Here is a 26,211-nt window from a genome sequence, read left to right as displayed (position 1 = left end):
GGTTACCGGTTGAGAGGTGCCGCCTGATTCCGGCGGCGGAGTCCAACACGCTCACCTACATTGGCTGTGACCCAAAACTTCACATGTAACTGATTGCACCGTCCGCGTCGCCGGACATACGCTCGATAATTGGACAGTCTGGCCGGTCGTCGCCATGGCAGCGTTCAGCCAGTTCGAGCAATGTCCGGCGCAGCGCCTGAAGCGCTTCGGCCTTGCGGCCCAGTTCCTCGGCGCGGGCGATAGCGAGGGCCTTTACCTCGGCGCTGGCACGCTGGTTGTTGCTCCACAGCCCCAGCAGACCTCGGATATCCTCGATCGGAAAGCCGAGATCCCGTGCATTAGCGATGAACCGCAGACGATGGACATCGGCATCCGTATAGTCGCGATAGCCGCTGTCCCGGCGTAGCGGCGCCGGGATCAGGCCAATCTTCTCATAATGGCGGATCATGCGCTGTGAGACGCCGCTCGCTTTCGAGGCCGCACCGATGTTCACAGCCGCACTCGATTGAGGCGCAGCGCGTTGGCGACGACGCTGAACGAAGACAGCGCCATGGCCGCCGCCGCGATCATCGGCGAGAGCAGGATGCCGAAGACCGGATAGAGCAGCCCCGCCGCGATCGGCACGCCCGCCGCGTTATAGACGAAGGCGAAGAACAGATTCTGCCGGATGTTGGCCATCGTCGCCTCGCTGAGCTGGCGCGCGCGGACGATTCCGTTGAGGTCGCCCTTGAGCAGGGTCACGCCCGCGCTTTCCATCGCGACGTCGGTGCCATGCCCCATCGCGATGCCGACGTCCGCCGCTGCGAGCGCCGGCGCGTCATTGACCCCGTCGCCCGCCATGGCGACGACCCGCCCTTCCGCTTTCAGCCGCATGACGACCGCCGCCTTCTGATCGGGCAGCACGTCCGCCTCGACCGCGTCGATGCCGAGCTGACGCGCCACCGCTTCGGCCGTGGTGCGATTGTCGCCCGTCAGCATCACCACCTTGATGCCGTCGGCGCGAAGCGCAGCCAAGGCTTCCGCCGTGGTCGGCTTGATCGGATCGGCGATGGCGAACACGCCTGCGGCCCGATTGTCGATGCCCATGAAGATCGCAGTGGCACCATCCGCGCGAAGCTGGTCGGCCTGCGTCGCAAGGGGCGAGGTGGCGACGCCCTCTTCCTCCAGGAAGCGGGCATTGCCCAGCGTGATACGCTTGCCTTCGACCGTGCCCAACGCGCCCTTGCCAGTCGGCGAATCGAAGTCGCTGACCGCCGGGATCTCGATGTCGCGGGCCAATGCCGCATCAACGATCGCCAGCGCCAGCGGATGCTCCGACGCGCGTTCGACACCGGCGGCGATCCGCAGCAGGTCGCGCTCCTCGAAGCCGTCCGCCGCGATGATCCGGGTAACGGCGGGCTTGCCTTCGGTCAGCGTCCCGGTCTTGTCGACGACCAGCGTGTCGACCTTCTCCATATGCTCCAGCGCCTCGGCATTCTTGATGAGCACGCCAAGCCCCGCGCCGCGCCCGACGCCGACCATGATCGACATGGGCGTCGCCAACCCCAGCGCACAGGGACAGGCGATGATCAGCACCGCCACTGCTGCAACCAACCCGTGCGCCAGACGTGGCTCCGGTCCCCAGATGCCCCAGGCGATAAAGGCGACAACCGCGACCGCCAGCACCGCCGGCACGAACCAACCGGCGACCTGATCGGCCATGCGCTGGATCGGCGCCCGTGACCGCTGGGCTTCAGCGACCATCTGGACGATGCGCGCGAGCATGGTGTCGCGCCCGATTTTGTCGGCGCGGATCACCAGCGCGCCGCTCTGGTTCATCGTCCCGCCGATCACCACGTCGGCGACGGTTTTGGTGACCGGCATGGATTCGCCCGTCACCATCGATTCATCGAGCGCCGATCGCCCTTCCTCGACAATGCCATCGACCGGCACCTTTTCGCCCGGCCGCACCCGCAGCCGGTCCCCCACCGCGATCAAGTCAAGTGAAACCTCCTCTTCGCTGCCATCCTCGGCGATGCGGCGCGCGGTTTTAGGGGCCAGATTGAGCAGCGCCTTGATCGCACCGGAGGTCCGCTCGCGCGCCCGCAGTTCGAGAACCTGGCCCAGCAGTACCAGGGTGGTGATCACGGCGGCCGCTTCGAAATAGACGGCGACAGTTCCATCACCAGCCCGGAAGGCTGCCGGGAAAATGCCGGGCGCCAGGGTCGCTACAACGCTATAGGCCCACGCAACCCCTGTCCCCATCGCGATCAGCGTGAACATGTTGAGGTTGCGCGTTTTCAGCGAGGCCCAGCCGCGCTCGAAGAAGGGCCAGCCGGCCCACAGCACCACCGGTGTCGCCAGCGCGAACTGGACCCAGGTCGACAGCTTCGCAGGCACAAGATGATGCAGTGCCGGGAACAGATGGCCGCCCATTTCAAGGACAAAGACGGGGATGGTCAGCACCAGCGCGATCCAGAAGCGACGCGACATGTCGATCAGTTCGGCACTCGGCCCAGCGTCGGCGGTGACCATTTCCGGCTCGAGCCCCATGCCGCAGATGGGACAGGCGCCGGGATGGTCCTGCCGGATTTCGGGGTGCATCGGGCAGGTCCAGATCGTCCCCGGCGGGGCATCCACCATCCGGACGGCCGCCGGGATCAGATAATGTTCTGGATCGCCGACGAATTTCGCGCGGCAGCCAGCACTACAAAAATGATACTCACGGTTGGCATGGGTTGCATGATGCGCTGTCTTCTGTGGATCGACAGTCATGCCGCAAACGGGATCGACCACCAGGCCCAGCGGAGTTCCCTCGTCCTGCCCCCCATGGCTTCCACAACAACCATGGCCCCCGGAATGCGCGCTATGCTTCGACTCGGTCATCAACCGTCTCCTTCCATCGCACAACTATCTGCGACTTGACACGATGTTAGAGTCAATAGCCACTTGACCTTACCACAGTGTCAAGTGCGATAGGCTTGTGCGACTCAAAGGAATTAAAGCGACGTGCGGGCAAGGCGGACCAAAGTAGAGGCAGGCCAATCCGACTCCCGTCAGGGGACCGGTCGCGTGGCGCTGTTGCGGCTCGTTGCCGCAATATTCGTGGCTTTCACTTTGTCCTTCATGCCCATGGCTATGTCGAGTGGACCAGCGATGGCGCATACCACACCGGTTGTATTGTCGGATACGAGGCATTGCATTGGGGAGCACGGGACATCCCCCGATAGGCAAATGGGTGGTATGGTCGATTGTGCGATCGCCTGTGCAGCGGTTCGACCCACAGAGCCACAAATGGCAACCGGTATGGGCCATGTTCGACAAATCCTGGAGTCGCAACCTGTCCCACTCCTCAAGGGGATTGGGCCTGATGCGTTAAGTCGGCCTCCACGCCTGTTTCCAGAAGCTTGAAGCCAAACAACCTTCTGGAGAAGAAACAATGAAAATGCTTGTCACCGCAATTGCGATTGCGGCCGCAACCCCAGTTGCCGCGCAGACCGCCGATCCCGTCCATTCCGATCATGGCACGTCCGCGCCTGATCGGAGCGCCAAAGATTGCTGCTGTTGCGATAGCCCGGCGGCCAATAAGGCCGACGACATGAAGAAGATGGCGTGTTGCGAGAAGGCGAGTGGCGACACGCCCGCCGGACAACATTCGGAACATAATCATTAGAATTGGACCGGGCTGAAGGCAGTTCGTTCTCCGTCCGGTTTCCTCGACCTTCATTCACGGTTTCTGATTTGTCAGGAGCCCGTAGGACATTTAAACATGACACAAACCATTGAACGCCGCTCGTTTTTACGAGCCGGAGCTATCGGCCTGGCTGGGCTGGGTTTCACGGGACTTGTTCCTGCCTGGGCGCGCTCCGGTTCCCCCGGTCTCGCTCCGACGTTGCCCACTCTGTCTGGGGAGGACATCCGCCTCAGGATTGCCAATACGGCTTTCACGGTCGGCGGACGCACCGGCCACGCCGTCACCATGAATGGCGTGCTGCCGGCGCCGCTGATCCGCCTGCGCGAAGGACAGAATGTGCGCCTCCACGTCGAGAACACGCTCGATGAGGACAGCTCGATTCACTGGCACGGCCTGATCGTTCCCTTTCAGATGGATGGGGTGCCAGGCGTCAGTTTCCCGGGGATCAAACCGCGCTCGACCTTCGTCTATGAATTTCCGCTGCGGCAAAGCGGCACCTATTGGTATCACAGCCATTCCGGCCTGCAGGAACAGCAGGGCCACTATGGTCCCATGATCATCGATCCTGCCGAACCCGATCCCGTTGCCTATGACCGCGAGCATGTGATCGTTTTAAGTGACTGGACCTTCCTGCATCCGCACCAACTCGTCACCAAGCTCAAGGCAGAAGGCGGCTATTTCAATCGCCAGAAGCAGACAGTCTTCGGTATGTTGCGTGGCGGTCCCGAGGAGAGCATGTCCGCGTCCGACCGTGCCATGTGGGGGAAGATGCGGATGGACCCCGCCGACATCGCTGACGTGACGGCGGCCACTTACACCTATCTCGTCAATGGTCACGGACCGCAGGAAAACTGGACCGGGCTGTTCCGCCCCGGCGAGCGGGTGCGGCTGCGCATCATCAACGCGGCGACCATGTCGATCTTCAATATCCGCATTCCCGGCCTGCCAATGACCGTGGTCAGCGCCGACGGACTGAATGTCCGACCTGTGACCGTGGACGAATTCCAGATCGGCAATGCCGAGACCTATGACGTCATTATCCAACCGACCGAGGACAAAGCGTTCACTTTCGTAGCAGAAACGATCGAGCGTTCCGGTATGGCGCGCGCCACATTCGCGCCGCGTCTTGGTATGACTGCGCCCGTTCCGCCACTTCGCCCGCGTCCCACGCTCACCATGAAAGATATGGGCATGGGCGGCATGGATCATGGTTCAATGGCTGGAATGGACCATGGTGCCATGTCCGGGATGGATCATGGTGCTATGGCCGCCGGTGCGAGTGCGGCGGCAGCCGACCATGGCAGTTCCAATTCGATGGGCGGCATGAACATGCGCGATAAGTCGAAGGTGCCCGACAGCGTCAAGGTTGGCGTCGGCGTGGACGCCATCGCCATGTCTCCGGTCGATCGCACCGGCGACCCGGGCGTCGGACTGGAGGATGTGGGCCATAAGGTGCTGACCTACCGCGACCTCATGTCGCTCACTCCTAACCCTGACACGCGCCCTCCGCAGCGCACGATCGAGGTTCATCTCACCGGCAACATGGAACGCTTCATGTGGTCGTTCGATGGCGAAAAATTCAGCGAAGGCGTCGAACCGATCCGTTTCGAACGCAACGAGCGCGCGCGCGTCGTCCTCATCAACAATACGATGATGACCCATCCAATCCATCTGCATGGCCATTTTTTCGAGGTGGTGAACGGCCACACCGGCAGCTATCCGCGCAAGCACACCGTTAATGTGCTGCCCGGCGGCAAGGTCAGCTTCGACCTGACTGCCGATGCTCCGGGTGACTGGGCGTTTCACTGCCATTTGCTGCTCCACATGCACGCGGGGATGTTTCGTGTCGTCACCGTCCGCCCGCTTGAGGGAGAAGCAGCATGAAGTCTCTCCTGGGTGTCTTCCTCGTCACGATCGCAACGCCTGCCCTGGCACAGCATAATCATGGCGCCGCCGTGCAACAGGCCCCGGCCGATCCACATGCACAGCATCAGATGGATGAAAAATCAGCCGATCCCCATGCCGGGCACGACATGCCGCCGAAGCCTTCCGAGCCGACAGATCCGCACGCCGGCCACCAGATGCCTTCGGCCCCAGCAACGGACGCGCACCATGCTCATGCCGGGCATGAGCCCGGCATTCCCGATCCGCCGGTCGGGCCGCCATCGGCGGCGGCATTGAGTGGCCCCAGTCACGCTGCGGATGCCTTTTTCGGCGCCGCGACAATGGCCCCCGCGCGCGAAGTGGTTCGCAAGGAGCATGGCGATATCAAAAGCGGCATGATCCTGATCGATCAACTCGAAGCAGTCATCGGCAAGGGCAAGGACGGTTATGCGTGGAACGCGCAGGGCTGGTATGGCGGCGATATCGACAGGCTCTGGCTCAAGACCGAGGGCGAGAGCCGCTTCGGCGAGCGTTTGGAAAGCGTTGAGGTACAGGCGCTCTGGAGCCGTGCTCTCGACCCGTGGTGGAACCTCCAGGCCGGCGTCCGTCACGATTTTCGAGCCGGCCGGGATCGCAGCTATGCCGTGCTGGGTGTGCAGGGCCTTGCTCCCTATTGGTTTGAAGTCGACGGTGCCCTGTTTCTATCGGACAAGGGCGATGTCACTGCGCGGATCGAAGCGGAATATGATCTGCGTCTGACGCAAAAGCTGATCCTCCAGCCCGCAGCCGAATTGAACTTCGCTGCGCAGGACGTTCCCGAACTGGGCGTAGGCTCCGGCCTTTCTACTGCCGAGCTGGGGTTGCGTCTGCGCTACCAATTCGTGCCCGAGTTCGCGCCCTATGTCGGCGTGAGCTACGAGCGCGCGTTTGGCGATACGGCCAATTTCCGGCGTGCCCGGGACGAGAAGGTGGGAGGATGGAAGTTCCTGATCGGAATCCGCTCCTGGTTCTGACGGGGATATTATTTCCGGATCGGCCTGCCTCATTGAGACAGGCCGATCCTGTGCCTTCAGTCATATCACTTTGTTGCGCAATTGCGTTTTGGGATCCCGAACCGAGCGCTTTAGGGAGTGGTTATGCCCAAGCCCGCCCCACCTAAAATACCGCAGGGCAAACTACATCCTCATTGGCCCACGCGATGATAAAAGGCGATCTATGCCGTTCGGATACGCGCTAACTGCGTTATTGCGACCTCCGACCATCGGAGCTTTAGACTGCCTTGCCTGGGCTTCAAATGCAAGAAAGGCACCTTACACTGCAGCTTACGACCATTTGCAAAGGGCTGGTGAGACGCTTCCGCACAGCGGAGGTATTGGAACCGACAACACGCTAATCGGCCTGTCATCTACGAGAAAAATTCGGGCTACCCCTGCCTAACCAGAACGCATAGACCGCCATGGTGCCAAGAATAGTCAGGGCCAAGCCGGAAAGCGTCATGACGAACCGCCATGCGAGTCCGCCCACCTTGCCCGCGTGAACCGGATATTCGAGGGCCGCGATCCGCGCGCCTTTCGGCAGGGTCAACGCATCTTGCACACCCGCAAGGCGGCTGCTGGCCGGATCGAACCAGAGTATCGTCAGGCCATTAGGCGTCCATTCGGAGGGCTGGCGCATCCTCACCTTGATCGGCCCCCCCGGTTCCGCGGGCAAGCCGATCCACCGCAACTCCGCATCGGGAAAACGTGCATGGGCCGTATCGAGGATGCCGCGCCAATCGACAGGCGTAACAAGCGACCCGCTCATCCCTTTCGGCCGAGCTTGCACCGGAGCTATTTCCGCAGGCGCCGAGAAGGGCCGCAGCAGGAGCCGCTCCACCGGCGGCAAGTTCATCATGGCGCCAGTGACGAAGGAGAGCAGGAGCAGCGGCGCTGCCACAATGCCGAGATCGCGATGATGGCGCAGGATGGCAGCGCGCGACAGGCGCCTGGGCCACAGACGGAAGGCAAAGGTCCGCCGGGTTCGCCACCACAGCAGCCCGCCCGTGACGACGAAGCCGATGCCGGCCAGACCCGCGATGCCGGCAACGATATCGCCGGCCGGCCCTGCCAGTAGATGATGATGGAGATCGAACAGCCAGACTTCGGGCCGTTCCCATTTGCTGGACCAGCGGGTGACGACATTACCGGCTTGGCCGACATAAGCCCCGGCATCGCGATTCGTATAGGATAAACGGTCCAGCCCGAATCCCTCGCGGGCAAACAGAATGCCGCTCGGCCTGTTTACCGGATCGGCGAACAAGCGCGTCACGATCGGCGCCAGCCGTGCGCTATCCTGTTGGACAAACGTATCGGCGGCATGCGGCACGATCGCCCGTAACCAGGCATCCTGATGCATCAGCAGCGTACCGCTCGCGCCGATCACCGCCAGCAGCAAACCGATCAGCCCCCCAGCCCAACGGTGTAAAAGATTGATGGTGCGCATCGCCCCGCTCTGCCGTCGCGTCATAGGCGATTTCCGCAGATCACCAGATATGCTTGTAGGTGGCGGTCAGCGTCGCCCCGTTCGCGGGCACTCGGCTAGTGTTGAGGCTGTTACGCAGAAGCTGGCTGTAGACAGGCAGATATTGCTTGTTCAGCACATTCTCGATGCCGAGCGTCAGTTGATCCTTATCGGTCACGCGGTAGCGGCTGAGAAGATCGAACGTCGCATATTGGCTGACATTGCGGCGTCCAAAGCTCGTGACCCCGTTCAACCGATAATCACGGTCGCCAGACAGCAAGCCTTGCAGACGGACGTCCCAGCGTTCGGTTGGAGAAATTTCGATGTAAGCGGTCACCTTGAGCGGCGGGATGCGATAACCGCTCATCATCTGCGATGCAGCGGCGGTCGCCGCTTTCTCGCGACCCGTCATGTAGGTCATCGTTGCACCAACGCGGATCGGGTCGGTCGGTTCGCCAAGGTCGAAGGTCGCTTCGACGCCGCGAATTTTTTCGGCGGTACGCAGCAGGATGAGCCCATTGTTGAAGCTCTGCACGTCACCGAGCTTCGAGGTGGTGCGGAACAGGGCCAGCGTGCCGCGCGCCCGGCCGAAGCGACCGCGCCAGCCCACTTCATAGCTGTTGATCTTGACCGGCTTCAGGTCCGAATTGTTGATGTTGAAACCGGCGGTGGCGTTGCGGAGTTGCAGGCCGATATCGGGAAGCTGGAAGCCCTGGCTGAAGGAGGCATAGAAATCCTGCCCGTCCACCGGCGTCACCGTCGCGCTGCCGTTGAAGGTCCAGGCGTCGAAGGACAGCTTGCCGCCGGGGATAGTGACCGGGTTGGCGGCGCGATATTGTGAAAGCGGCACGAAATCATGGAATGATGCGGTGGCGCGATCATAGCGCACACCGCCCTCGACCGCCAACCAGCCGGCAAAGCGGTGCTGAAGCTGCGCGAACCCGCCATAGGTGCGGGTGGTGAGCTTCGGCATATAGATCAACGTACCGATGCGATCGAAAACCAGTCCACCGCTCGAATCATAGGCGGCCGGATCGAAGATATCGTCCGGCATGTCGCTCTTTTCCTGATTGAAGTCGCCGCCCCAGGTCAGCGAAGTGCGCTCGGCGATCGGCGTGTCGATGGTGAGGCGGCCGCCCAGAACCTGGCTGTTCTGCATGACCTGATCGACGTTACGGCCACGCGTCGCGACCCCGCGCGCATCGAAAGGCGTGAAGCGCGTGAAAAAGTCGCGATAATAACCAAGCAGGCTCAGCCGGCTGCCGAGCACATCCTTGTTGCTATAATGGGCGGTGACGACCGTGCTGCGGATCTGGTTCTGGTCGGCGAGGTCGAGGCCCTTGAGCGGCCGCGCCAATAGCGTTCCCGCAGGCAGAAGGTTTACCCGAGGGTCCGCGGCATAATCAGTGTTCTGATCGGCCCGGTAATAGCTCGCCGACACTTGCAGATATTGGTCCGCGCCAAGGCGCACGCCCGCCTTGCCGCCGACGTTCCAGACATTGCTGTCGAACAGATCCCCCTGGCTCGGCTCGGGCGCCCGGCGATCGCCATGCCCGTCAAAGCTCCCGCCGATACGCCGATAACCGCCGTCCAGCGCGAAATCCACGTCGCCCACGGAGCCGGATACGAACTGTTGAATGCGCCCACCCAACCCCGCGCTCGACAGCTTCGAGAGAGAGGCTGTGCCCCCCACGACCGTCTCGATACGCAAGGGGCCGCCAGCGGGGCGGGTGTTGATCGAGATGATGCCGCCGGTGGCGCCGCTGCCATAGATCGCGCTGCCACCGCGCAGCACCTCGATCCGCTCGATGTTCGACGGATCAAGGCTGATCAGGTTGCGGGCACTGTCCCGGTTGGTGTTGTAGGGCACGCCATCCACCAGCACGAGCGCACCGCGCCCACGCAACGTCTGGCCAAAATCGGTGATCGTGTGGCTCGAATCGCCCAGCCCGGGCACGGCCTTGGCCAGAATCGTGGAAAGCGTGTCGGACACCGATCGGCTCGTTTCGATCATCGTACGATCGAGGGTCGTGACCTGATGGCCAGGCGCGACAATGGTGTTGCGCGTGCGCTGGGCGGTGACGAGTATATCATTGGAAGCCGTACCGGCGTCTTCCGCGGCAAGGGCAGGGTCGGCCGATGGAGACGTCTGTGCCCATGCAGCCGATACACCAAGGAGGCTGGCGATCACGCACGATCCCTGAGCGCAAACCGAAAATATGCGCGGTGACAGAGTACGATAGCGGCCGCGCGAAACTCTCTTCATCCTGATAGGCCCCTTGAACGGCAATAAGGGGCGCATAATCGCTAATGCGACCTATTCGCAAGCATTAATCGCATTTGGCGAGTACGACCATGGAGGCAAATGAAAGAAAGCGCCTTTCACTGCAGCTTACGGCCGTCCGCAAAGGGTTGGTGAGAACCAGGCGTTCAATTTATAAAGTAATTACAGGTGCTTGTGCTGAATCCAGTGATTCTTTGGTGAGTTTTCTTAAAAGCCGCTGCTCGAAGAGGGGCCGTTGGCCGGTCTGAACTGCTTGATTTAATTAGAAATTTTGGCGCATCCGACAGGATTCGAACCTGTGACCCCTGCCTTCGGAGGGCAGTACTCTATCCAGCTGAGCTACGGATGCGTGAGGCTTGAAGCCCTATGAAAAGTACCGAAAAACGTCAATCCGCAGTCTAGCGGCATTGGTGAGTTTTTGGTGAGTTTATTAATCTGGCCTTTCTTCGATCTTTGCAAGCAACGGAAACTATTATATAAAACCCTTGCCTTGACGGAGGAGTGCAGCCTTCGGAGGGCAGCGCTCTATCCAGCTGAGCTACGGGTGCCGGTAGAGCGCGGCCTCTAGCAAGAGCGTGGCGTGCCAGCAATGGTCTATCGACCGTTGTGCGGCATTGGGCGAAACAACCCGGTGATGGCCGTCCGGCGACCATTCGGCCTGCGCTGGTGACGTCATGGCATCGCGGCGGCTGGCGGCGCGGTCAGCCTTTCGGCAGCGACCAGCTGACCGTGAGCTGTGTCGCGCGGCGCGGAATGTCGAGCTTGGCTTCGGAGAAATTGACCTTCTCGTTGGGCGGCAGCGTGCGCACGGGCGGCTTGATCGTCCAGCTGTAGACGATCGTTCCCTGCGCGTCGCGCAGTTCGGCGAGGATCGGGGGCACCGTCTGGGCGCGGTCGGTCGGGTTGATGATCGTGCCGCTCGCCGCGAAATAGATGGTGCCGTCGGCAAGCTCGCGATGATCCTGATTGGGCGGCAGTTCGATGACCAGATCGGGCTCGGCGGCGGTGCCCGGCAGGCCGAGCCCCTGCGCCCAGCCCGGCAGGCCGAACATGTAGAGGCCGGCGGTCGCGCCGATCATCAGCACCGCGGCCGCCGCGGCGACCAGCGTCCAGCGCTTCGCGGGATTGCGGCGCGGACGGCGGAAAGGCAGCGGCTCCTCGGCCGGTGGCGCGGCGGGGCGCGAAGGCGCCTCTGCGGCGAAAGCCTGCGGCGGGGGCGGCGCCGGATCGGCGGCTTGTTCGGCCGGTGGCGCGGCGGAGACGCCGGCGGCGGTGTGGGCTGGCGGTGCGGCCGGCGCAGGCTCGACGGCGGGCGGCGGCACGACGATCCTTTCGGCCTGCGCGGCGGCCGCCGCCGGCTCCTGGAACCAGCTGTGGCGGCAGTTGGCACACCGCACGGTGCGGCCGTTCGGTCCGATCGCCGTATCGGGAACGACGTAGCGCGTGTGGCACGAAGGGCAGGCGAGGATCATGGCCCCTCTAAACACGCTGAGTCGCGCGCTGGCAAGCGCCGCGTGGCGGGCCGCGCGCCGCCGGGGCCGCAAACGGCACCGCTAAGCGCTTTACGTCGCGGGGAAGGCATGCAACAGGCAGCGGATGAGCGCCGAGGCTCCCTTCTTCCGCAACCCGGCGGGGCGCGATGCCGCGCGCCGGTGACGCCATGACGGACGCCGCGCCCCCGCGCCCCGGCGGCGCGATGGTCGAGTTCAGCGGGGTCGGGCTGCGCTACGGCCCCGACGCCGAAATCCTGTCCGACATCAGCTTCAACCTCCAGCCCGGCAGCTTCTATTTCCTCACCGGCGCGTCGGGCGCGGGCAAGACGTCGCTGCTCCGCATGCTCTATCTGGCGCAGCGGCCGAGCCGCGGCATCGTACGGCTGTTCGGCGAGGATCTGGTGGCGATGCCGCGCCATCGCCTGCCCGGTTTTCGCCGCCGCATCGGCGTCGTCTTCCAGGATTTCCGGCTGATCCCGCACCTGAGCGCGCGCGACAATATCGCGCTGCCGCTGCGCATCGCGGGGGTGAGCGAAGAGGATCTGGCGGGCCCGGTCGGCGAGATGCTGAGCTGGATCGGGCTCAGCGCGCGCGCCGATGCCTTTCCGCCGACGCTGTCGGGCGGCGAGCAGCAGCGCGTCGCGATCGCGCGCGCGGTGATCGCGCGGCCGCAGCTGCTCGTCGCCGACGAGCCGACCGGCAACGTCGACCCGGACATGGCGATGCGTCTGCTGGGGCTGTTCGAGGCGCTCAACCGGCTGGGCACCACCGTCGTCGTCGCGACGCACGACATCCACCTGATCAGCCGCATCGACAACGCCCAGATGATGCGGCTCGAAAAGGGACGGCTGTCCGACCCCACCGGCGCGCTGCGCTATCCGCCCAATCGCGCGTGACGTCATGATCATCCCGCGCGTTCCCGTCCAGCACCGCCGCCTGCTTCCCGACCGCCGCCTGACGGGGCCGACCCCGTGGGTGATCGCGATCCTGATGATGCTGACCTTGCTCGCCGCCGCCGCCGGGATCGGGCTGGCGCGATCGGCGAACGCGATCGGCGACGCGATCGCCGGGCGGGTGACGGTGCAGATCGTCACGGCGAACCCCGTGGCGCGCGCCGCGCAGGCCGCGGCGCTGCGGCGCCGTGCCGCGGGCGAGCCCTATGTCCGCGCGGCGCGCGCTGTCGAACCGGACGAACTGCTCGCGACGCTCGGGCAATGGTTCGGCAGCGAGGGGGGCGACGACCCGGTGCTGAAGTCGCTGCCGCTTCCCGCGCTCGTCGACATCGACTTCGTCGGCGGCGGCGACCGCGCCGGCCAGATGGTGCGGCTGCGCGCGCTGGTCGCCGCCGAGGCGCCGGGCGCGCGCATCATCCCGCACGCCGAATGGCTGGGCCCCGTCGCGCGGCTGATCCGCTCGCTCGCCTGGGTGGCCGGCGGGCTCGTCCTGCTGATGATCGCCGCGAGCGCCGCGGTGGTCATCATGACGGCACGCGCCGCGCTCGGCACCCATTATGCGACGATCGAGATGCTGCACCTGATCGGCGCGACCGACCGCCAGATCGCGCGGCTGTTCCAGCGCCGGATCGCGATCGACACCGCCTATGGCATCGCGCTCGGCAGCGCGGTCGCGGCGGCGATCCTGCTGCTGATCGGCTGGCAATGGTCGGGCGTCACCGCCGGCCTCGCCGCGACCGCCTCGCTCGGCCCGGCGGGCTGGGCGCTCTTGCTGGCGCTGCCCCTATTGGCTATCGCGCTAGCCGCTCTGACGGCGCGCCAGACGCTGCTCGCCGCGCTCAAGAAGATATTATGATCAAGCGCCTGATCTCGCTCCTGTTCCTGGCCTGGGTGCTCGGCTTCGCCTGGTTCGCGCTGCTGCCGCCGATGCCTGCGCCGCCGCAGAAGACCGACGCGATCGTCGTGCTCACCGGCGGCCCCGGGCGTATCGACCGCGCGCTCGACCTGCTCGAGGCGGGACAGGCGAAGCGCGTCCTGATCAGCGGCGTCGCGCGCGAGGTCAAGCCGAAGGAACTGGCGGCCGAATACCGGCGGCCGCAGGCGCTGTTCGACTGCTGCATCGCGCTGGGGTTCGAGGCGGAGGACACGCGCTCGAACGCGACCGAGGTCGCCAGCTGGGTTGCGCGGCGCAACTATCGCAGCATCCGGCTGGTGACGACCGACTGGCACATGCGCCGCGCCCGCTACGAACTCGGTCGCGCGCTCGGCGACAAGGTGACGATCCTGCCCGACGCGGTGCGCAGCCAGCCGAGCTTTTCGACGCTGTTCCGCGAATATCACAAATTTCTGGCCGGGCTCGCGGGCGGCCTGCTCGGCCTGTGAGATACGCGCTCGCCCTTGTCCGGTCGATCCTGTTCTGGATCGCCTTCGTCATCATGAGCAGCATCTGCTCGATCGGCGCGGTCGTCGCGCTTCCCGTCTCGCACCATGCGACGCGCTGGTTCGTGCGGCTGTGGGCGCAGTTCCACCGCCTGATCTGCCGCTTCATCCTCGGCCACCGCGTCGTGGTCGAGGGCGCGATGCCCGACACGCCGGTCCTCTATGTCTTCAAGCATGAAAGCGCGTTCGAGACGATCGAACAGCCGATGCTGTTCCGCTGGCCCGCGGTGTTCGCGAAGGAGGAACTGTTCTCGATCCCCGTCTGGGGGCAGGCGGCGCGCTTTTATGGCCTGATCCCGGTCGACCGCGACGGCGGCGGCAAGGCGATGCGCGCGATGCTCGCCGCGGCGAAGGCGGCGCTGGCCAACGGCCGGCCGCTGGTGCTGTTCGCCGAGGGAACGCGCGTGCCGCACGGCCAGGCACCGTCGCTGCGCGCGGGATTCGCGGGCATGTACCGGATGCTGGGCGTGCCGGTGATCCCGGTCGCGGTGAACAGCGGCGTCGCCTATCCGCCGCGCCGCTGGGTCAAATGGTCGGGCACGATCACCTACCGGATCGGCGAGACGATTCCCGCCGGCCTGCCGCGCGACGAGGCGGAGGACCGCGTCTGGCGCGCGATCAACGCGCTCAATCCGCCAGAAGCGTTGGAAACGGTATCGGAATAATTGTCGTCCCAGGTAGCGTGGACAAATTCGGGCGACTGCAAGCGACCCCATAGCGGGCATTGGTCGGTTTGATTAGGAACGGCTATGTTTTGGTGGGACTGGACCACGAAGCAAAAGCTACTGTTGCTGGCAGCAATGCTAGCCATCGCTGCGGCGCCGTGGATGTTACTCGGGTGGTTTCCCGGCGAACTTGGCGCTTTCGTTGGTGGAACCTCCTTTCTCATGATCCCCCAGTTAGTGGGGTGGTTGCTCGTCGTGGGCCTTAAGACTGGTCGTATGCCAATGCCCTACGGAAACAACGAGGATCGCGAGAGTTCGCCCGTCGCATTCTGGATCGTTGCGGCTGGGTATGCCGCCTTATGTGCTTATGCGATTTGGATCATTCTCATGGTCGGAGTGGACATTGCCATGAACGGTCTTCACTGACCGCTATCCACCAAAACCTGCCAGAATGCACAATCGGAATTTGTCCACGTACTCTAGCGAACTCTAGCGAAAGTCAGGACGACGATGGAGTTCAGTGCTTTCGCCCGAAATCGGGGGCGGGATCGTCCTGCCCCTCGGCGATGATCGAGCGGCGGATCGCGCGAGTGCGGGTGAACCACGCCTCCAGCTTGTCGCCGTCGCCGCGGCGGATCGCCTGCTGGAGCACGGTCAGATCCTCGTTGAAGCGCTGGAGCGTCGCCAGCACCGCGTCGCGGTTGGCGAGGAAGACGTCGCGCCACATCACCGGGTCGCTCGCGGCGATGCGCGTGAAGTCGCGAAAGCCGCCGGCCGAATATTTGATCACCTCGCTCTCGGTCACCTCTTCGAGCTCGCTGGCGGTGCCGACGATCGTATAGGCGATCAGGTGCGGCAGGTGGCTCGTCACCGCGAGCACCAGATCGTGGTGCGCGGCGTCCATCGTCTCGATCCGCGCGCCGAGCGCCTGCCAGAAGCCGGTGAGCGCCGCGACCGCGTCCGCTGGGGCGTCGGCGGCCGGGGTGACGATGCACCAGCGCCCCTCGAACAGCGTCGCGAAGCCCGCCGCCGGGCCGCTGTTCTCGGTCCCCGCGACCGGGTGCGCGGGGATGACGAGATGATCGGGCAGCGCCGCGCGCAGCGCCGCGCCGACGCCGCTTTTCGACGACCCGACATCGGATATGATCGCGTCGGGCTTCAGCCCCGGCGCGCAGGCGCGCGCCGCTTCGGCCATCCGCCCCACCGGCACCGCGAGGATGACGAGGTCGGCGCCCGCCACCGCGTCGGCCGGATCGTCGGCGATCCGGTGGCACAGGCCCAGCGCGCGTGCCTCGGCGCGCACCCCGGCGCTGGCGTCGTGGCCGGTCACCGTCACGTCGGGCAGCTGCGCCACGACCGCGCGCGCGATCGACGAGCCGATCAGCCCGAGCCCGACGACCGTCACCGTCCCGATGGTGCGCGCCACGCGGTTCAGCCTTCGAGCGCGGCGCGGATCGCCGCCGCGAGCCCGCGCGTCTCGTCCTCGGTGCCGATCGTCATCCGCAGCGCGTGCGGCAGGCCCTGTCCCGGCAGCCAGCGCACGATATAGCCCGCCTCCATCAGCCTCTGGTACATCGCCTCGGCGGTGACGTCGCCTTCGAACAGCACCAGCAGGAAATTGGTCGCCGACGGCACCACGCGGACGCCGTGGTTGCCGAAACCGTCGAGTTCCCGCGCCAGCCATGCGCGCCAGCGGGCGTTGTGGGCGCGGCTGGCGTTGACGAAATCCTCGTCGCCCAGCGCCGCGATCGCCGCCGCCTGTCCGCAGCGCGTGACGTTGAACGGCAGGCGGATGCGGTGCAGCGCCGCGATCACCTCGTCGCTGGCATAGCCCCAGCCGATGCGTTCGGCGGCCAGGCCGTGAATCTTGGAAAAGGTCCGCGTGACGAAGACGTTGGGGGCGCTCTTCGCCAGCTCCAGCCCGCCGTCGTCCTGCTGCGGGTCGAGATATTCGGCATAGGCCTGGTCGATGACGAGCAGCACGTCGCGCGGCAGCCCCGCGTGCAGCCGCGCGACCTCTTCGCGCGTCGCGAGCGTGCCGGTCGGGTTGTTGGGGTTGGCGAGATAGACGACGCGCGTCCGCTCGGTCACGCGGGCGAGCAGCGCGTCGACGTCGGTCGCATAGTCGCGGTCGTCGGCCTCGACCGGCGTCGCGCCGACGCGCCGCGCCGCGATCTCGTAGACCGCGAAGCCATAGCGGACATAGAGGATCTCGTCGCCCGGCCCGGCATAGGCGCCCGCGGCGAGGTGGAGCAGGTCGTCGGACCCGGTGCCATAGATGACGCGCGCCGGGTCGAGCCCGAACTTCGCCGCGATCGCCTCGCGCAGCGCCGCGGCGCCGGGGTCGGGGTAGCGCGACAGCGCGTCGGCGTCGGTGGCGGCGGCGCGAAAGGCGGCCCGCGCCTTTTCGCCCGTGCCCAGCGGATTTTCGTTGGCGCTGAGCTTGACCAGCGGACGCCCGTCGGCCCCCGCCGACTTGCCGGGGACATAGGGCGCGATGCCGCTGATCCACGGCTTGGGGGTGAGGGGAGCGGTCGTGTCGGTCATGCCGCGCGGTTTAGCGCCTGCGCGCCCCGAGTCCAGCACGTTGACAGCCTTCGTGCGCGCGCCTAGCCCCGCGCAAACCATGGCGAGCCTCCTCCACCAGTTTCGGCACCAGGACGTGACGATCGACCGGCCGCTGCCGCTCGACAGCGGGCAGCAGCTTGCGTCGGTGACGATCGCCTACCAGAGCTATGGCACGCTCAACGCCGACCGGTCGAACGCGGTGCTCGTCTGCCATGCGCTGACCGGCGACCAATATGTCGCGTGCGACCATCCGACGACCGGCAAGCCCGGCTGGTGGGCGCGCATGGTCGGGCCGGGCAAGCCGATCGACACCGACCGCTATTTCGTCCTCTGTGCGAACGTGCTGGGAAGCTGCATGGGGACGAGCGGACCGGCGACGGTCGATCCGGCGACGGGCGCGCCCTTCGGCATGGGTTTTCCGGTGATCACGATCGCCGACATGGTGCGCGCGCAGGCGATGCTGCTCGACCATCTGGGCATCGCGCGGCTGCACGCGGTCGTCGGCGGATCGATGGGCGGGATGCAGGCGCTCGCCTGGGCTTCGGCCTATCCCGAACGGCTCGTCTCGGCGATCGTCATCGCCAGCGCGGCGCGTCATTCGGCGCAAAACATCGCCTTCCACGAAGTCGGCCGCCAGGCGATCATGGCCGATCCCGACTGGCAGGGCGGCCAATATTATGCCGCGCACGCCCCGACCAAGGGGCTGGCGGTGGCGCGCATGGCCGCGCACATCACCTATCTGTCGGAAGCCGGGCTGACCGAGAAGTTCGGTCGGCGCCTGCAGGCGCGCGATGCGAAAAGCTTCGGCTTCGACGCCGATTTCCAGGTCGAATCCTATCTGCGCTATCAGGGGCTGGCCTTCACCGACCGCTTCGACGCCAACGCCTATCTCTACATCACGCGCGCGATGGATTATTTCGACCTCGCCGAAGCGCATGGCGGGCGGCTCGCCGCGGCCTTCGCCGGCGCGGGCGACGTGCGGTTCACGCTGGTCAGTTTCGACACCGACTGGCTCTATCCGACCGCCGAATCGCGGCGCATCGTCCAGGCGCTGCAAAGCGTCGGCGCGGCGGCGAGTTTCGTCGAACTGTCGGCGCCCTTCGGCCACGACAGCTTCCTGCTCGACGTGCCCGCGCTCGACCGCCTCGTCGCCGGCGCGCTGCGGAACGGCGGCTGACGATGGCGCTGCGCCCCGACCTCGCCATCATCGCTGACGCGGTGCCGGCGGGAACGCGCGTGCTCGACGTCGGCTGCGGCGACGGCACGCTGATCGCGGCGCTGCGCGACAAGGGCGTCGACGCGCGCGGGCTGGAGATCGACCCCGCCAACGTCACCGCGGCGATCGCGCGCGGCCAGTCGGTGGTGCAGGGCGACGCGAACCACGACCTCGGCGAATATCCGGCGGGCGCCTTCGATTATGCGATCCTGTCGCAGACCTTGCAGACGACCGAGCGCCCCGACCGGGTGATCGAGGAGCTGCTGCGCATCGCGCCGCACGCCTTCGTGAGCTTTCCCAATTTCGCACACTGGCGCATCCGGCTCGCGCTGCTGTGGAACGGGCGGATGCCGGTGACGCGGCTGCTGCCCGTCGCGTGGTACGAGACGCCGAACATCCACCATCTGACGGTCAGCGATTTCCGCGAGCTACTGCGCGAGCGCGGCATCGTCGTCGAGCGTGCCTGGTATCTGTCGGGCGACCGGCCGACGAGCGCCGCCGCGGCGAGCTGGCGCGCCGAGCACGCGATCTTCCTGATCTCGCGCGGCTGAAGCGGCGCGCTCCCGGGTGCGACCGATAGCCTGCCCGTTCCCCGGCGAAAGCCGGGGTCCAGATGGCATGGCGCTGTCCCGCGTGGGACCCGGCTTTCGCCGGGGAACGGTTCCTTGTCAAAAAGGGGGGGGCAATTGCCATACGAGTTCCGGGTGACACCGCCGGAACCGGCGCGGGGAATCCCTGCCATGGCTATACCGGCAGGGCGCGCTCGTTCTTGAGCGTTTCCATGGCGAAACTCGCACTCACGTCGCTGAGCGCGACCTTGGCGATCAGTTTCTTGTAGACCCGATCATAATCCTCCATGCCCGCGACGTGCAGCTTGAGCAGATAGTCGGTGTCGCCCGCCATGCGATAGATTTCGACGATTTCCGGGTGCGCCGACGCGGCCTCGCGAAAGCGCGACAGCCAGGCGAAGCTGTGATCGCCGGTCTTGATCGCGACGAACACCGTCAGCCCCAGCCCGACCGCCTGCGGATCGAGCAGCGCGATCCGCCGCGTGATGACGCCCTCCGCCTCGAGCCGCTTGACGCGCCGCCACACGCTGTTCGTCGATAGCTGCACCGCCGCGCCGAGCTGTTCGAGCGAAAGCGAGGCATCCGCCTGTAATTTGCGAAGCAGGCGGCGATCTGTCTCATCGAGTTCGACCATATGGGGATTTATAGGAATATTTTCCCGGATATGCCAGAATAATCGGGGGATTCTGCGATGATTTCATCGCGCCCGCTTTGCTAGGCCCGTCCTGTCGAAATCTGGAGGACGCCGCCCTATGAATGCTGTCACCGCCCTTCGCTCACCGACGGCCGCCACCGGTTTCGGGCTCGATGCGTTGATCGGCAACACGCCGCTGATCCGGCTCGACCTTACGGTCGCGGGGCGCGCCTGCCGCATCTTCGCCAAGGCCGAGTTCCACAGCCTGACGGGATCGACGAAGGACCGGATGGCGGCATCGGTCATCCTGCGCGCGCGCGAACGCGGCGAGCTGGCGCCCGGCCAGGAAATCGTCGAGATGACCAGCGGCAACGCCGGCATCGCGCTGGCGGCGATCGGCACCAGCCTCGGGCACAGGGTGACGATCTTCATGCCCGACTGGATGAGCGAGGAACGGCGGGGCCTGCTGCGCTCCTTCGGTGCCAATTTGCGGCTGGTGAGCCGCGACGAGGGGGGCTTTTGCGGCGCGCTGGACCTGAGCGAAGCCTATGCGGCGGAGCGCGGGGCGTTCCTGACGCGGCAGTTTGCCAATGCCGACAATGTCCGCGCGCATCGCGACGGCACCGGGGCCGAGCTGCTGCGCCAGCTCGCCGCGCTCGGGCTGCGGCCCGATGCCTTTGCGGCCGGGGTCGGGACCGGCGGCACCGTCATGGGGGTCGCCGAATGCTTCGCGGCGGCGGGGATCGCGGCGTCGGTCCACCCGGTCGAGCCGCTCGAATCGCCGACGCTGTCGACCGGGCACAAGGTCGGCCATCACCGCATCCAGGGCATTTCGGACGAGTTCATCCCGCCGATCGTGCGGCTCGACCGGCTCGCGCGGCCGGTGGCGATTTCCGACAGCTGCGCGATCCGCATGGCGCAGCGGCTGGGGAGCGAGCTTGGCATGGGGGTCGGCATCTCGAGCGGCGCCAACCTGCTCGCCGCGATCGAGGTCGCGCGCGATCTGGACGAGGCGGCGGTGGTGGCGACGGTCTTTTGCGACAACAGCCTGCGCTATCTGTCGACCGATCTCGCGCGCGAGGAGCCGGCACGGCCGGGCTCGATCGTCGGCGACGTCCGCTTCGACCATGTGTCGATGATCCGGGCTTGCTGAGGCGCGAAGCAAGCGGACGCCCGCTTTTCTTCCCGCAAATTTATGCGCTTGTGGGACAAGATCGCACGTCGATATAGTCCCGCCGCGGACGATGCCATGGCGTGGCGCCATCGCCGACGGCGCGTCCGGCAACGCGGGAGAGAGTTTCGATGAGCTACGGTCGCCCTGGAGTCCTGTTTCTGGCGCTTGCGGCGCCGCTCGTTGCGCAGGCGCAAGCGCCGGCCCCGGCGGACAGCGCCGACGAGCAGCTTCGCGCACTCTATGAGGCCGAATGGGCGTGGCGCGGTACCGAGCTGGGCCATTGGCGCGGCGATGACGAGACCGGGCCGCTCGACCATTTCCCCAGGGTGGATGCCGCGAGCCAGCAGGCGCGCGTTGCGCATTGGGCGGATATTCTGAAGGCGCTCGACCGGATTCCGGTCGACCGGCTGTCGCCCGAGGAACGGATCAACGCCGCGGTGTTCCGCACCAGCCTGGAGGCGTTCGTCGCCAACGGGCGGTTCCGCACCTGGGAGATGCCGTTCAACGCCGACAGCCAGTTCTGGTCGGGCATCGCGGCGCGCACCCCCTATCGGACCGAGGCGCAATATCGGCGCTACCTCGCCCGCCTTTCCGACCTGCCGCGCTATTTCGACGAGCAGATCGTCAACATGCGCGCGGGGCTGAAGCGCGGCTTCAGCGTGCCCGGGGTGACGCTGGCGGGGCGCGACAAGTCGATCGAGGCGCATATGGTCGCCGACCCCGAAAACAATCCCTTCTGGGGGGCGTTCGCCGATCTGCCGGCCGCGATTCCGGCGAGCGAGAAGGCCGCGATCCAGGCCGAGGCGAGGCAGATCATCGCGCAGAAGATCGTTCCCGCCTATGCGAAGCTGCTCGCATTCTATCGCAACGAATATCTGCCGCAGGCGCGCCAGACGCTGGCGGCCGAGGCGATGCCCGACGGCAAGGCCTTCTATCAGGCGCAGATCCGCGAATATACGACGACCGACCTCACCCCGGAGCAGATCCACCGCATCGGCCTCGAAGAAGTGGCGCGCATCACCGCCGACATGGAGAAGACCCGGGAAGCCGCCGGGTTCAAGGGCGACCTCAAGGCGTTCATCCATTTCCTGCGCACCGATCCGCAATTCTATGCGCGGACGCCCGACGAGCTGATGGGCGTGTCCGCCTATACCGCCAAGCGGATGGACGGGCTGCTCCGCACCACCATCGGCTTCCTGCCGCGCTACCGCTTCACCATCCGGCCGGTGCCCGATGCGATCGCGCCCTTCTTCACCGCGGGCCGCGGCGGGCGCGAGGCGTGCCTGATGAACACCTATGACCTGCCGTCGCGCCCGTTGTATCAGATTCCGGCGCTGACGCTCCACGAATGCACCCCCGGGCACAGCCTGCAGGGGGCGATCGCGATGGAGGCGCCCGTTCCCGACCGGCCCGAGTTCCGCAAGCAGACCTATTTTTCGGGCTATGGCGAGGGGTGGGGGCTCTACACCGAATGGCTGGGCAGCAAGATCGGCATCTATCGCACGCCCTATGAGGAGTTCGGCCGCCAGTCCTACGAAATCTGGCGCGCCTGCCGTCTCGTCATCGACACCGGCATCCACCATTATGGCTGGACGCGCGATCAGGCGATCGCCTACCTCGCCGATCACAGCGCGCTGTCGCGGCACGAGGTGGAGACCGAGGTCGACCGCTATATCAGCTGGCCGGGACAGGCGCTCGCCTACAAGCTGGGGGAACTGGCCATCCGCCGCCAGCGCGCGAAAGCCGAGGCGGCGCTGGGTCCCGCCTTCGACCAGCGCTGGTTCCACGACAAGCTGCTGAGCCTCGGGTCGGTGCCGCTCAACGTGTTCGAGCAGGAAATGGAGCGCTGGACCGCCGAGGGCGGCAAGAACCCCTTCCCCGGCGCGGTCTGATCGCGCCGGCTGGACGAAGCCGAGCAACTGACCCTAACCGCGGTCCGTCAGCTGGCCGCGAGGCGGAGCAGGCCGTCGATGTCGATATGGTCCGACAGCGTTTCGGCGATCGCGTCGAGCGCGGCATCGACGTCGGCGCCATGGTCGTGCGCGCGGGCCGCGACCCCGATATGGGCGAGCAGCGCGCGGCGGAGCGCCGGCGCGGCGAACAGGCCGTGGAGATAGGTTCCCATCACCGTTCCGCCCGGGTCGATCGCGCCGTCGGCGCCGCCTCCGTCGAGCCTGGCGAAGGGCGCCGCGGTGCCGGGGCCGCGCGTCTCCCCCATGTGCATCTCATACCCCTCGACCGGGACGCCCAGCGCTTCGCCGCGGACGCGGCGCAGGACCTTCACGGGGGAGAGGGTGGTCGTCACGTCGAGCAGGCCGAGCCCGTCGACCTCCGACGGCACCCCCTCGATGCCGTGCGGATCGGCGATGCGGCGGCCGAGCATCTGATAGCCGCCGCACAGGCCGACGATCAGGCCGCCGCGCCGATGATGCGCGCGGATGTCGATGTCCCAGCCTTCGGCGCGCAACGCCGCGAGGTCGGCGATCGTCGCCTTCGATCCGGGCAGGACGACGATCGCGGCCTCGGCGGGGATCGGGCGCCCGGGCGGCACCATGACGAGCTCGATGCCGGGTTCGAGCCGAAACGGGTCGAGGTCGTCGAAATTGGCGATGCGCGGCAGGATCGGGCAGGCGACGATCCGGCGGCCGCTGTCGGGCATGGAGCGCCGGTCGAGGATCACCGCATCTTCGCTCGGCAGGCGGGCGGCGGCGGGCAGCCAGGGAACGATGCCGAAACCGCGCCACCCGGTCCGCGCCTCGACCGCGCGATAGCCGTCCGCGAACAGCGCGGGGTCGCCGCGGAACTTGTTGACCAGGAAGCCGCGGATCATCGCGGCATCGGCGGGGTCGATCACCGCGCGCGTGCCGACCAGCGATGCGATCACGCCGCCGCGGTCGATGTCGCCGACCAGCACCACCGGCACCCCCGCCGCCCGGGCGAAGCCCATGTTGGCGATGTCGCCGGCGCGCAGATTGATCTCGGCGGGCGACCCCGCGCCCTCGACGAGCAGGAGATCGCATTCGGCGCGCAGCCGGTCGTGGCTCTGCATCACATCGGCCAGCAGCGCGCCGCGTGCTTCGCGGAAATTGTTGCTGCCCAGCGTGCCGCGCACCCGGCCGTGGACGATCAACTGCGAACTGCGGTCGGCCTGCGGCTTCAGCAGCACCGGGTTCATGTCGCTGTGCGGCTCGACGCGGCAGGCGAGCGCCTGAAGCGCCTGCGCGCGGCCGATCTCTCCGCCGTCGGCCGTCACCGCGGCGTTGTTCGACATGTTCTGCGGCTTGAAGGGGCGGACGCGCAGGCCGCGGTTGGTCCAGGCGCGGCACAGCCCGGCGACGAGCACCGACTTGCCGACGTCCGACCCCGTGCCTTGCAGCATCAGCGCGCCGCTCATTCGCGGCTGCGCCCCAGCGCGGTGATCGTCGGCCAGGCGCCGCCAAGGTCGACCTCGGCCTCTATGCCATAGACCGCGCGCAGATTCGCGCGCGTCAGCACCGCGGCGGGCGGACCGTCGGCAACGATCGCGCCCTTGTCGATCAGCAGCAGCCGGTCGCAATAGCGCGCCGCCATGGTCAGGTCGTGGAGTACCGCGATGACGAGGCCGCCGCCGTGCGCTTCGCCGCGCAGCAGGTCCATGACGTCGATCTGGTGGCCGGGATCGAGGCTGGCGAGCGGCTCGTCGGCGACCAGCATCGGCGCTTCGACCGCCAGCGCGCGGGCCAGAAGGATGCGCGCGCGCTCGCCGCCCGACACATGGGTCGCGTCGCGGTCCCGCAGGTCGAGCACCCCGGCGCGCGTCATCGCGCGCTCGATCGCGGCGAGGTCGGCGGCGCCCGGGCGCGACATCGGGCCGAGGTGCGGCAGGCGGCCGAGCCCGACGAGCCGCTCGACGGTCAGCGGCCAGTGGAGCGTCTGGCCCTGCGGCAGATAGGCGGCGCATCGCGCGAGCGTCGCGCGCGGCATCGCGGCGACGTCGGCGCCATCGATGCGGATGCGCCCGGTGCTCGGCACCAGCGCGAGCAGCGCGCGCGCCAGCGTCGACTTGCCCGCGCCATTGGGGCCGACGATGCCGGTGAGCGTGCCCCCGGCCAGCGCTGCGCTGACGTCGCGCACGACGGGCCGCCGCCCGAGGCGGACATCGACATGATCGAGCGTCAGCGTCACCACAGCCGGCGCTCGCGCATCAGGTGGAACAGGAAGACGGGCACGCCCAGAAAGGCGGTCACGACGCCCAGCTTGAGCTCGCTGGTGGTGTCGATCAGCCGCACCGCGAGATCGGCGAGCGTCAGCAGCGCCGCGCCGCCGATCGCCGAGGGCAGCAGGATCGCCGACGGGCTGCGGTCGGTCAGCGGGCGGATCAGATGCGGGACGATCAGCCCGACGAAGCCGATCGCGCCCGACACCGCGACCGCGCCGCCGACCCCGATCGCGGTGCCGAGCAGCAGGCGCAGGCGCGTGCGGGCGAGGTCGACGCCGAGCGCCTGCGCGCCGTCCTCGCCCAGCGTCAGCGCGTCGAGCGCGCGCCCGTTCCACAGCAGCAGCGCCATCCCGGCGCCGATGCACGGCAGCGCCGCCCACAAATGGCCGAACGAACGATTTTCGAGGCTGCCCATCAGCCAAGTCATGATCTCCATCGCCGCGAAGGGGTTTGGCGACAGGTTGAGTGCGAGGCTGATGCCCGCCCCCGCGAGGGTGCCGACGGCGATGCCGGCGAGGATCAGCGTCAGCGGGCTTTCGGAGCGGCCGGCGAGCGCGAAGAGCAGCGCGAGCGACAGCAGCGCACCGACGATCGACAGCAGCGGCAGCGCCGCCGGGTGAAGATTGGCGAGCCCGAAATAAAGCGCGGCGACCGCGCCGAGCGCCGCGGCGTTCGAGGTGCCGAGCACCGACGGCTCGGCGAGGGGATTGCGCAGATAGCCTTGCAGCGCCGCCCCCGCGAGCCCGAGCATGGCGCCGACCGCGAGCCCGACCAGCAGGCGCGGCAGGCGCAGGTCGAAGAGGATGACGGTCGCGACATGATCGCCGCGGCCGGATGCGGCGGCAAACAGGCGGGCGAGCGGCAGGTCGACGGTGCCGAAGCACAGCGAAGCCGCCGCCGCCCCGCATGCGAGCGCGAGCAGCGCCAGCGTCAGCCGCCGGGGCGATCGGGCCTCGCGCAT

Annotated in this window: 23 protein-coding genes and 1 tRNA gene; 11 read left to right on the top strand and 13 right to left on the bottom strand. The window is 66.6% G+C overall.

The window, feature by feature from the left end; translation table 11 throughout:
- Nucleotides 1–79: 79 nt before the first annotated feature.
- From cueR to SGRAN_RS22435, 3 genes are all read right to left on the bottom strand, one after another.
- Nucleotides 80–493, bottom strand: a complete 414-nt coding sequence (cueR, locus tag SGRAN_RS20960) for a Cu(I)-responsive transcriptional regulator (RefSeq protein WP_067186606.1) — start codon at nucleotides 491–493, stop codon at nucleotides 80–82.
- Nucleotides 490–2,865 (bottom strand): heavy metal translocating P-type ATPase, encoded by a 2,376-nt coding sequence (locus SGRAN_RS20955; protein ID WP_067186604.1) that lies wholly within the window; start codon nucleotides 2,863–2,865, stop codon nucleotides 490–492. The genes cueR and SGRAN_RS20955 overlap by 4 nt, the downstream gene beginning before the upstream one ends.
- Before the next feature lie 466 nt (nucleotides 2,866–3,331).
- On the bottom strand, nucleotides 3,332–3,706 hold the full coding sequence (locus tag SGRAN_RS22435; protein ID WP_148650940.1) for a hypothetical protein: 375 nt from the start codon (nucleotides 3,704–3,706) through the stop codon (nucleotides 3,332–3,334).
- A 42-nt stretch (nucleotides 3,707–3,748) separates the two neighbouring features.
- Between SGRAN_RS22435 and SGRAN_RS20950 the strand changes: the two genes are divergently transcribed.
- Together SGRAN_RS20950 and SGRAN_RS20945 are read left to right on the top strand one after the other, a co-directional pair.
- Complete coding sequence (locus SGRAN_RS20950) at nucleotides 3,749–5,557, top strand: copper resistance system multicopper oxidase (protein ID WP_067186603.1); 1,809 nt, start codon at nucleotides 3,749–3,751, stop codon at nucleotides 5,555–5,557.
- Nucleotides 5,554–6,570, top strand: coding sequence for a copper resistance protein B (locus SGRAN_RS20945; RefSeq protein WP_067186602.1), 1,017 nt, complete (start codon nucleotides 5,554–5,556; stop codon nucleotides 6,568–6,570). The genes SGRAN_RS20950 and SGRAN_RS20945 overlap by 4 nt, the downstream gene beginning before the upstream one ends.
- Before the next feature lie 388 nt (nucleotides 6,571–6,958).
- Here the strand turns inward: SGRAN_RS20945 and SGRAN_RS20940 are convergent, their stop codons facing one another.
- The 4 genes from SGRAN_RS20940 to SGRAN_RS20925 all read right to left on the bottom strand — a co-directional run bounded on the left by SGRAN_RS20940 (nucleotide 6,959) and on the right by SGRAN_RS20925 (nucleotide 11,812).
- Nucleotides 6,959–8,038, bottom strand: coding sequence for a PepSY-associated TM helix domain-containing protein (locus SGRAN_RS20940; protein WP_082737389.1), 1,080 nt, complete (start codon nucleotides 8,036–8,038; stop codon nucleotides 6,959–6,961).
- A 40-nt stretch (nucleotides 8,039–8,078) separates the two neighbouring features.
- On the bottom strand, nucleotides 8,079–10,247 hold the full coding sequence (locus tag SGRAN_RS20935; RefSeq protein ID WP_067186601.1) for a TonB-dependent receptor: 2,169 nt from the start codon (nucleotides 10,245–10,247) through the stop codon (nucleotides 8,079–8,081).
- A gap of 365 nt (nucleotides 10,248–10,612) precedes the next feature.
- A tRNA-Arg gene (locus SGRAN_RS20930) sits at nucleotides 10,613–10,689 on the bottom strand.
- A 352-nt stretch (nucleotides 10,690–11,041) separates the two neighbouring features.
- Entirely contained in the window at nucleotides 11,042–11,812 is a 771-nt protein-coding gene (locus tag SGRAN_RS20925) for a zinc-ribbon domain-containing protein (RefSeq protein ID WP_067186600.1), read from the bottom strand.
- 188 nt (nucleotides 11,813–12,000) lie between these two features.
- On the opposite strand from SGRAN_RS20925, the gene ftsE reads away from it, so the two are divergent.
- The 5 genes from ftsE (at nucleotide 12,001) to SGRAN_RS20900 (ending at nucleotide 15,317) form a co-directional block, all read left to right on the top strand.
- A complete protein-coding gene (gene ftsE, locus SGRAN_RS20920) occupies nucleotides 12,001–12,729 on the top strand; it encodes a cell division ATP-binding protein FtsE (protein ID WP_067109442.1) in 729 nt (242 codons plus the stop codon).
- A 4-nt stretch (nucleotides 12,730–12,733) separates the two neighbouring features.
- A complete protein-coding gene (locus tag SGRAN_RS20915; protein ID WP_067186598.1) occupies nucleotides 12,734–13,642 on the top strand; it encodes a cell division protein FtsX in 909 nt (302 codons plus the stop codon).
- Nucleotides 13,639–14,169: a YdcF family protein gene (locus SGRAN_RS20910; protein WP_067109397.1), complete on the top strand. Its 531-nt coding sequence runs from the start codon at nucleotides 13,639–13,641 to the stop codon at nucleotides 14,167–14,169. Before SGRAN_RS20915 ends, SGRAN_RS20910 begins: the two co-directional genes overlap by 4 nt.
- Entirely contained in the window at nucleotides 14,166–14,891 is a 726-nt protein-coding gene (locus SGRAN_RS20905; RefSeq protein WP_067186596.1) for a lysophospholipid acyltransferase family protein, read from the top strand. Before SGRAN_RS20910 ends, SGRAN_RS20905 begins: the two co-directional genes overlap by 4 nt.
- Before the next feature lie 84 nt (nucleotides 14,892–14,975).
- Nucleotides 14,976–15,317: a hypothetical protein gene (locus tag SGRAN_RS20900; protein WP_067186594.1), complete on the top strand. Its 342-nt coding sequence runs from the start codon at nucleotides 14,976–14,978 to the stop codon at nucleotides 15,315–15,317.
- Nucleotides 15,318–15,408: 91 nt separating this feature from the next.
- On the opposite strand, the gene SGRAN_RS20895 is transcribed toward SGRAN_RS20900, so the two are convergent.
- Together SGRAN_RS20895 and hisC are read right to left on the bottom strand one after the other, a co-directional pair.
- The gene (locus SGRAN_RS20895; RefSeq protein WP_067109387.1) at nucleotides 15,409–16,317 is read right to left on the bottom strand and encodes a prephenate/arogenate dehydrogenase family protein; all 909 of its coding nucleotides are present in this window, start codon (nucleotides 16,315–16,317) and stop codon (nucleotides 15,409–15,411) included.
- Between the two features lie 5 nt (nucleotides 16,318–16,322).
- Nucleotides 16,323–17,438, bottom strand: a complete 1,116-nt coding sequence (hisC, locus tag SGRAN_RS20890; RefSeq protein ID WP_067186593.1) for a histidinol-phosphate transaminase — start codon at nucleotides 17,436–17,438, stop codon at nucleotides 16,323–16,325.
- Nucleotides 17,439–17,517: 79 nt separating this feature from the next.
- Here hisC and metX point away from each other — a divergent pair, with 79 nt between their 5' ends.
- Both metX and metW read left to right on the top strand, forming a co-directional pair.
- Nucleotides 17,518–18,636, top strand: a complete 1,119-nt coding sequence (metX, locus tag SGRAN_RS20885) for a homoserine O-acetyltransferase MetX (protein WP_067109381.1) — start codon at nucleotides 17,518–17,520, stop codon at nucleotides 18,634–18,636.
- 2 nt (nucleotides 18,637–18,638) lie between these two features.
- Nucleotides 18,639–19,226 (top strand): methionine biosynthesis protein MetW, encoded by a 588-nt coding sequence (gene metW / locus SGRAN_RS20880; RefSeq protein ID WP_067109378.1) that lies wholly within the window; start codon nucleotides 18,639–18,641, stop codon nucleotides 19,224–19,226.
- A 193-nt stretch (nucleotides 19,227–19,419) separates the two neighbouring features.
- Here the strand turns inward: metW and SGRAN_RS20875 are convergent, their stop codons facing one another.
- Nucleotides 19,420–19,878 (bottom strand): Lrp/AsnC family transcriptional regulator, encoded by a 459-nt coding sequence (locus tag SGRAN_RS20875; protein ID WP_067186591.1) that lies wholly within the window; start codon nucleotides 19,876–19,878, stop codon nucleotides 19,420–19,422.
- 118 nt (nucleotides 19,879–19,996) lie between these two features.
- On the opposite strand from SGRAN_RS20875, the gene SGRAN_RS20870 reads away from it, so the two are divergent.
- Together SGRAN_RS20870 and SGRAN_RS20865 are read left to right on the top strand one after the other, a co-directional pair.
- The gene (locus SGRAN_RS20870; protein ID WP_067186589.1) at nucleotides 19,997–21,031 is read left to right on the top strand and encodes a PLP-dependent cysteine synthase family protein; all 1,035 of its coding nucleotides are present in this window, start codon (nucleotides 19,997–19,999) and stop codon (nucleotides 21,029–21,031) included.
- A gap of 149 nt (nucleotides 21,032–21,180) precedes the next feature.
- Nucleotides 21,181–22,944, top strand: a complete 1,764-nt coding sequence (locus SGRAN_RS20865; RefSeq protein ID WP_067186587.1) for a DUF885 domain-containing protein — start codon at nucleotides 21,181–21,183, stop codon at nucleotides 22,942–22,944.
- A 47-nt stretch (nucleotides 22,945–22,991) separates the two neighbouring features.
- On the opposite strand, the gene SGRAN_RS20860 is transcribed toward SGRAN_RS20865, so the two are convergent.
- Genes SGRAN_RS20860 through SGRAN_RS20850 form a run of 3 tightly spaced genes read right to left on the bottom strand, consistent with a single transcriptional unit; the run spans nucleotide 22,992 to nucleotide 26,211 of the window.
- On the bottom strand, nucleotides 22,992–24,446 hold the full coding sequence (locus SGRAN_RS20860) for a cobyric acid synthase (RefSeq protein WP_067186586.1): 1,455 nt from the start codon (nucleotides 24,444–24,446) through the stop codon (nucleotides 22,992–22,994).
- Complete coding sequence (locus SGRAN_RS20855) at nucleotides 24,443–25,219, bottom strand: ABC transporter ATP-binding protein (protein ID WP_067186584.1); 777 nt, start codon at nucleotides 25,217–25,219, stop codon at nucleotides 24,443–24,445. Before SGRAN_RS20855 ends, SGRAN_RS20860 begins: the two co-directional genes overlap by 4 nt.
- Complete coding sequence (locus SGRAN_RS20850) at nucleotides 25,213–26,211, bottom strand: FecCD family ABC transporter permease (RefSeq protein ID WP_067187235.1); 999 nt, start codon at nucleotides 26,209–26,211, stop codon at nucleotides 25,213–25,215. The genes SGRAN_RS20855 and SGRAN_RS20850 overlap by 7 nt, the downstream gene beginning before the upstream one ends.

This window comes from Sphingopyxis granuli, assembly GCF_001559015.1.
Lineage (GTDB): Bacteria > Pseudomonadota > Alphaproteobacteria > Sphingomonadales > Sphingomonadaceae > Sphingopyxis > Sphingopyxis granuli.
This window is presented reverse-complemented; position numbering and strand designations above follow the sequence as displayed.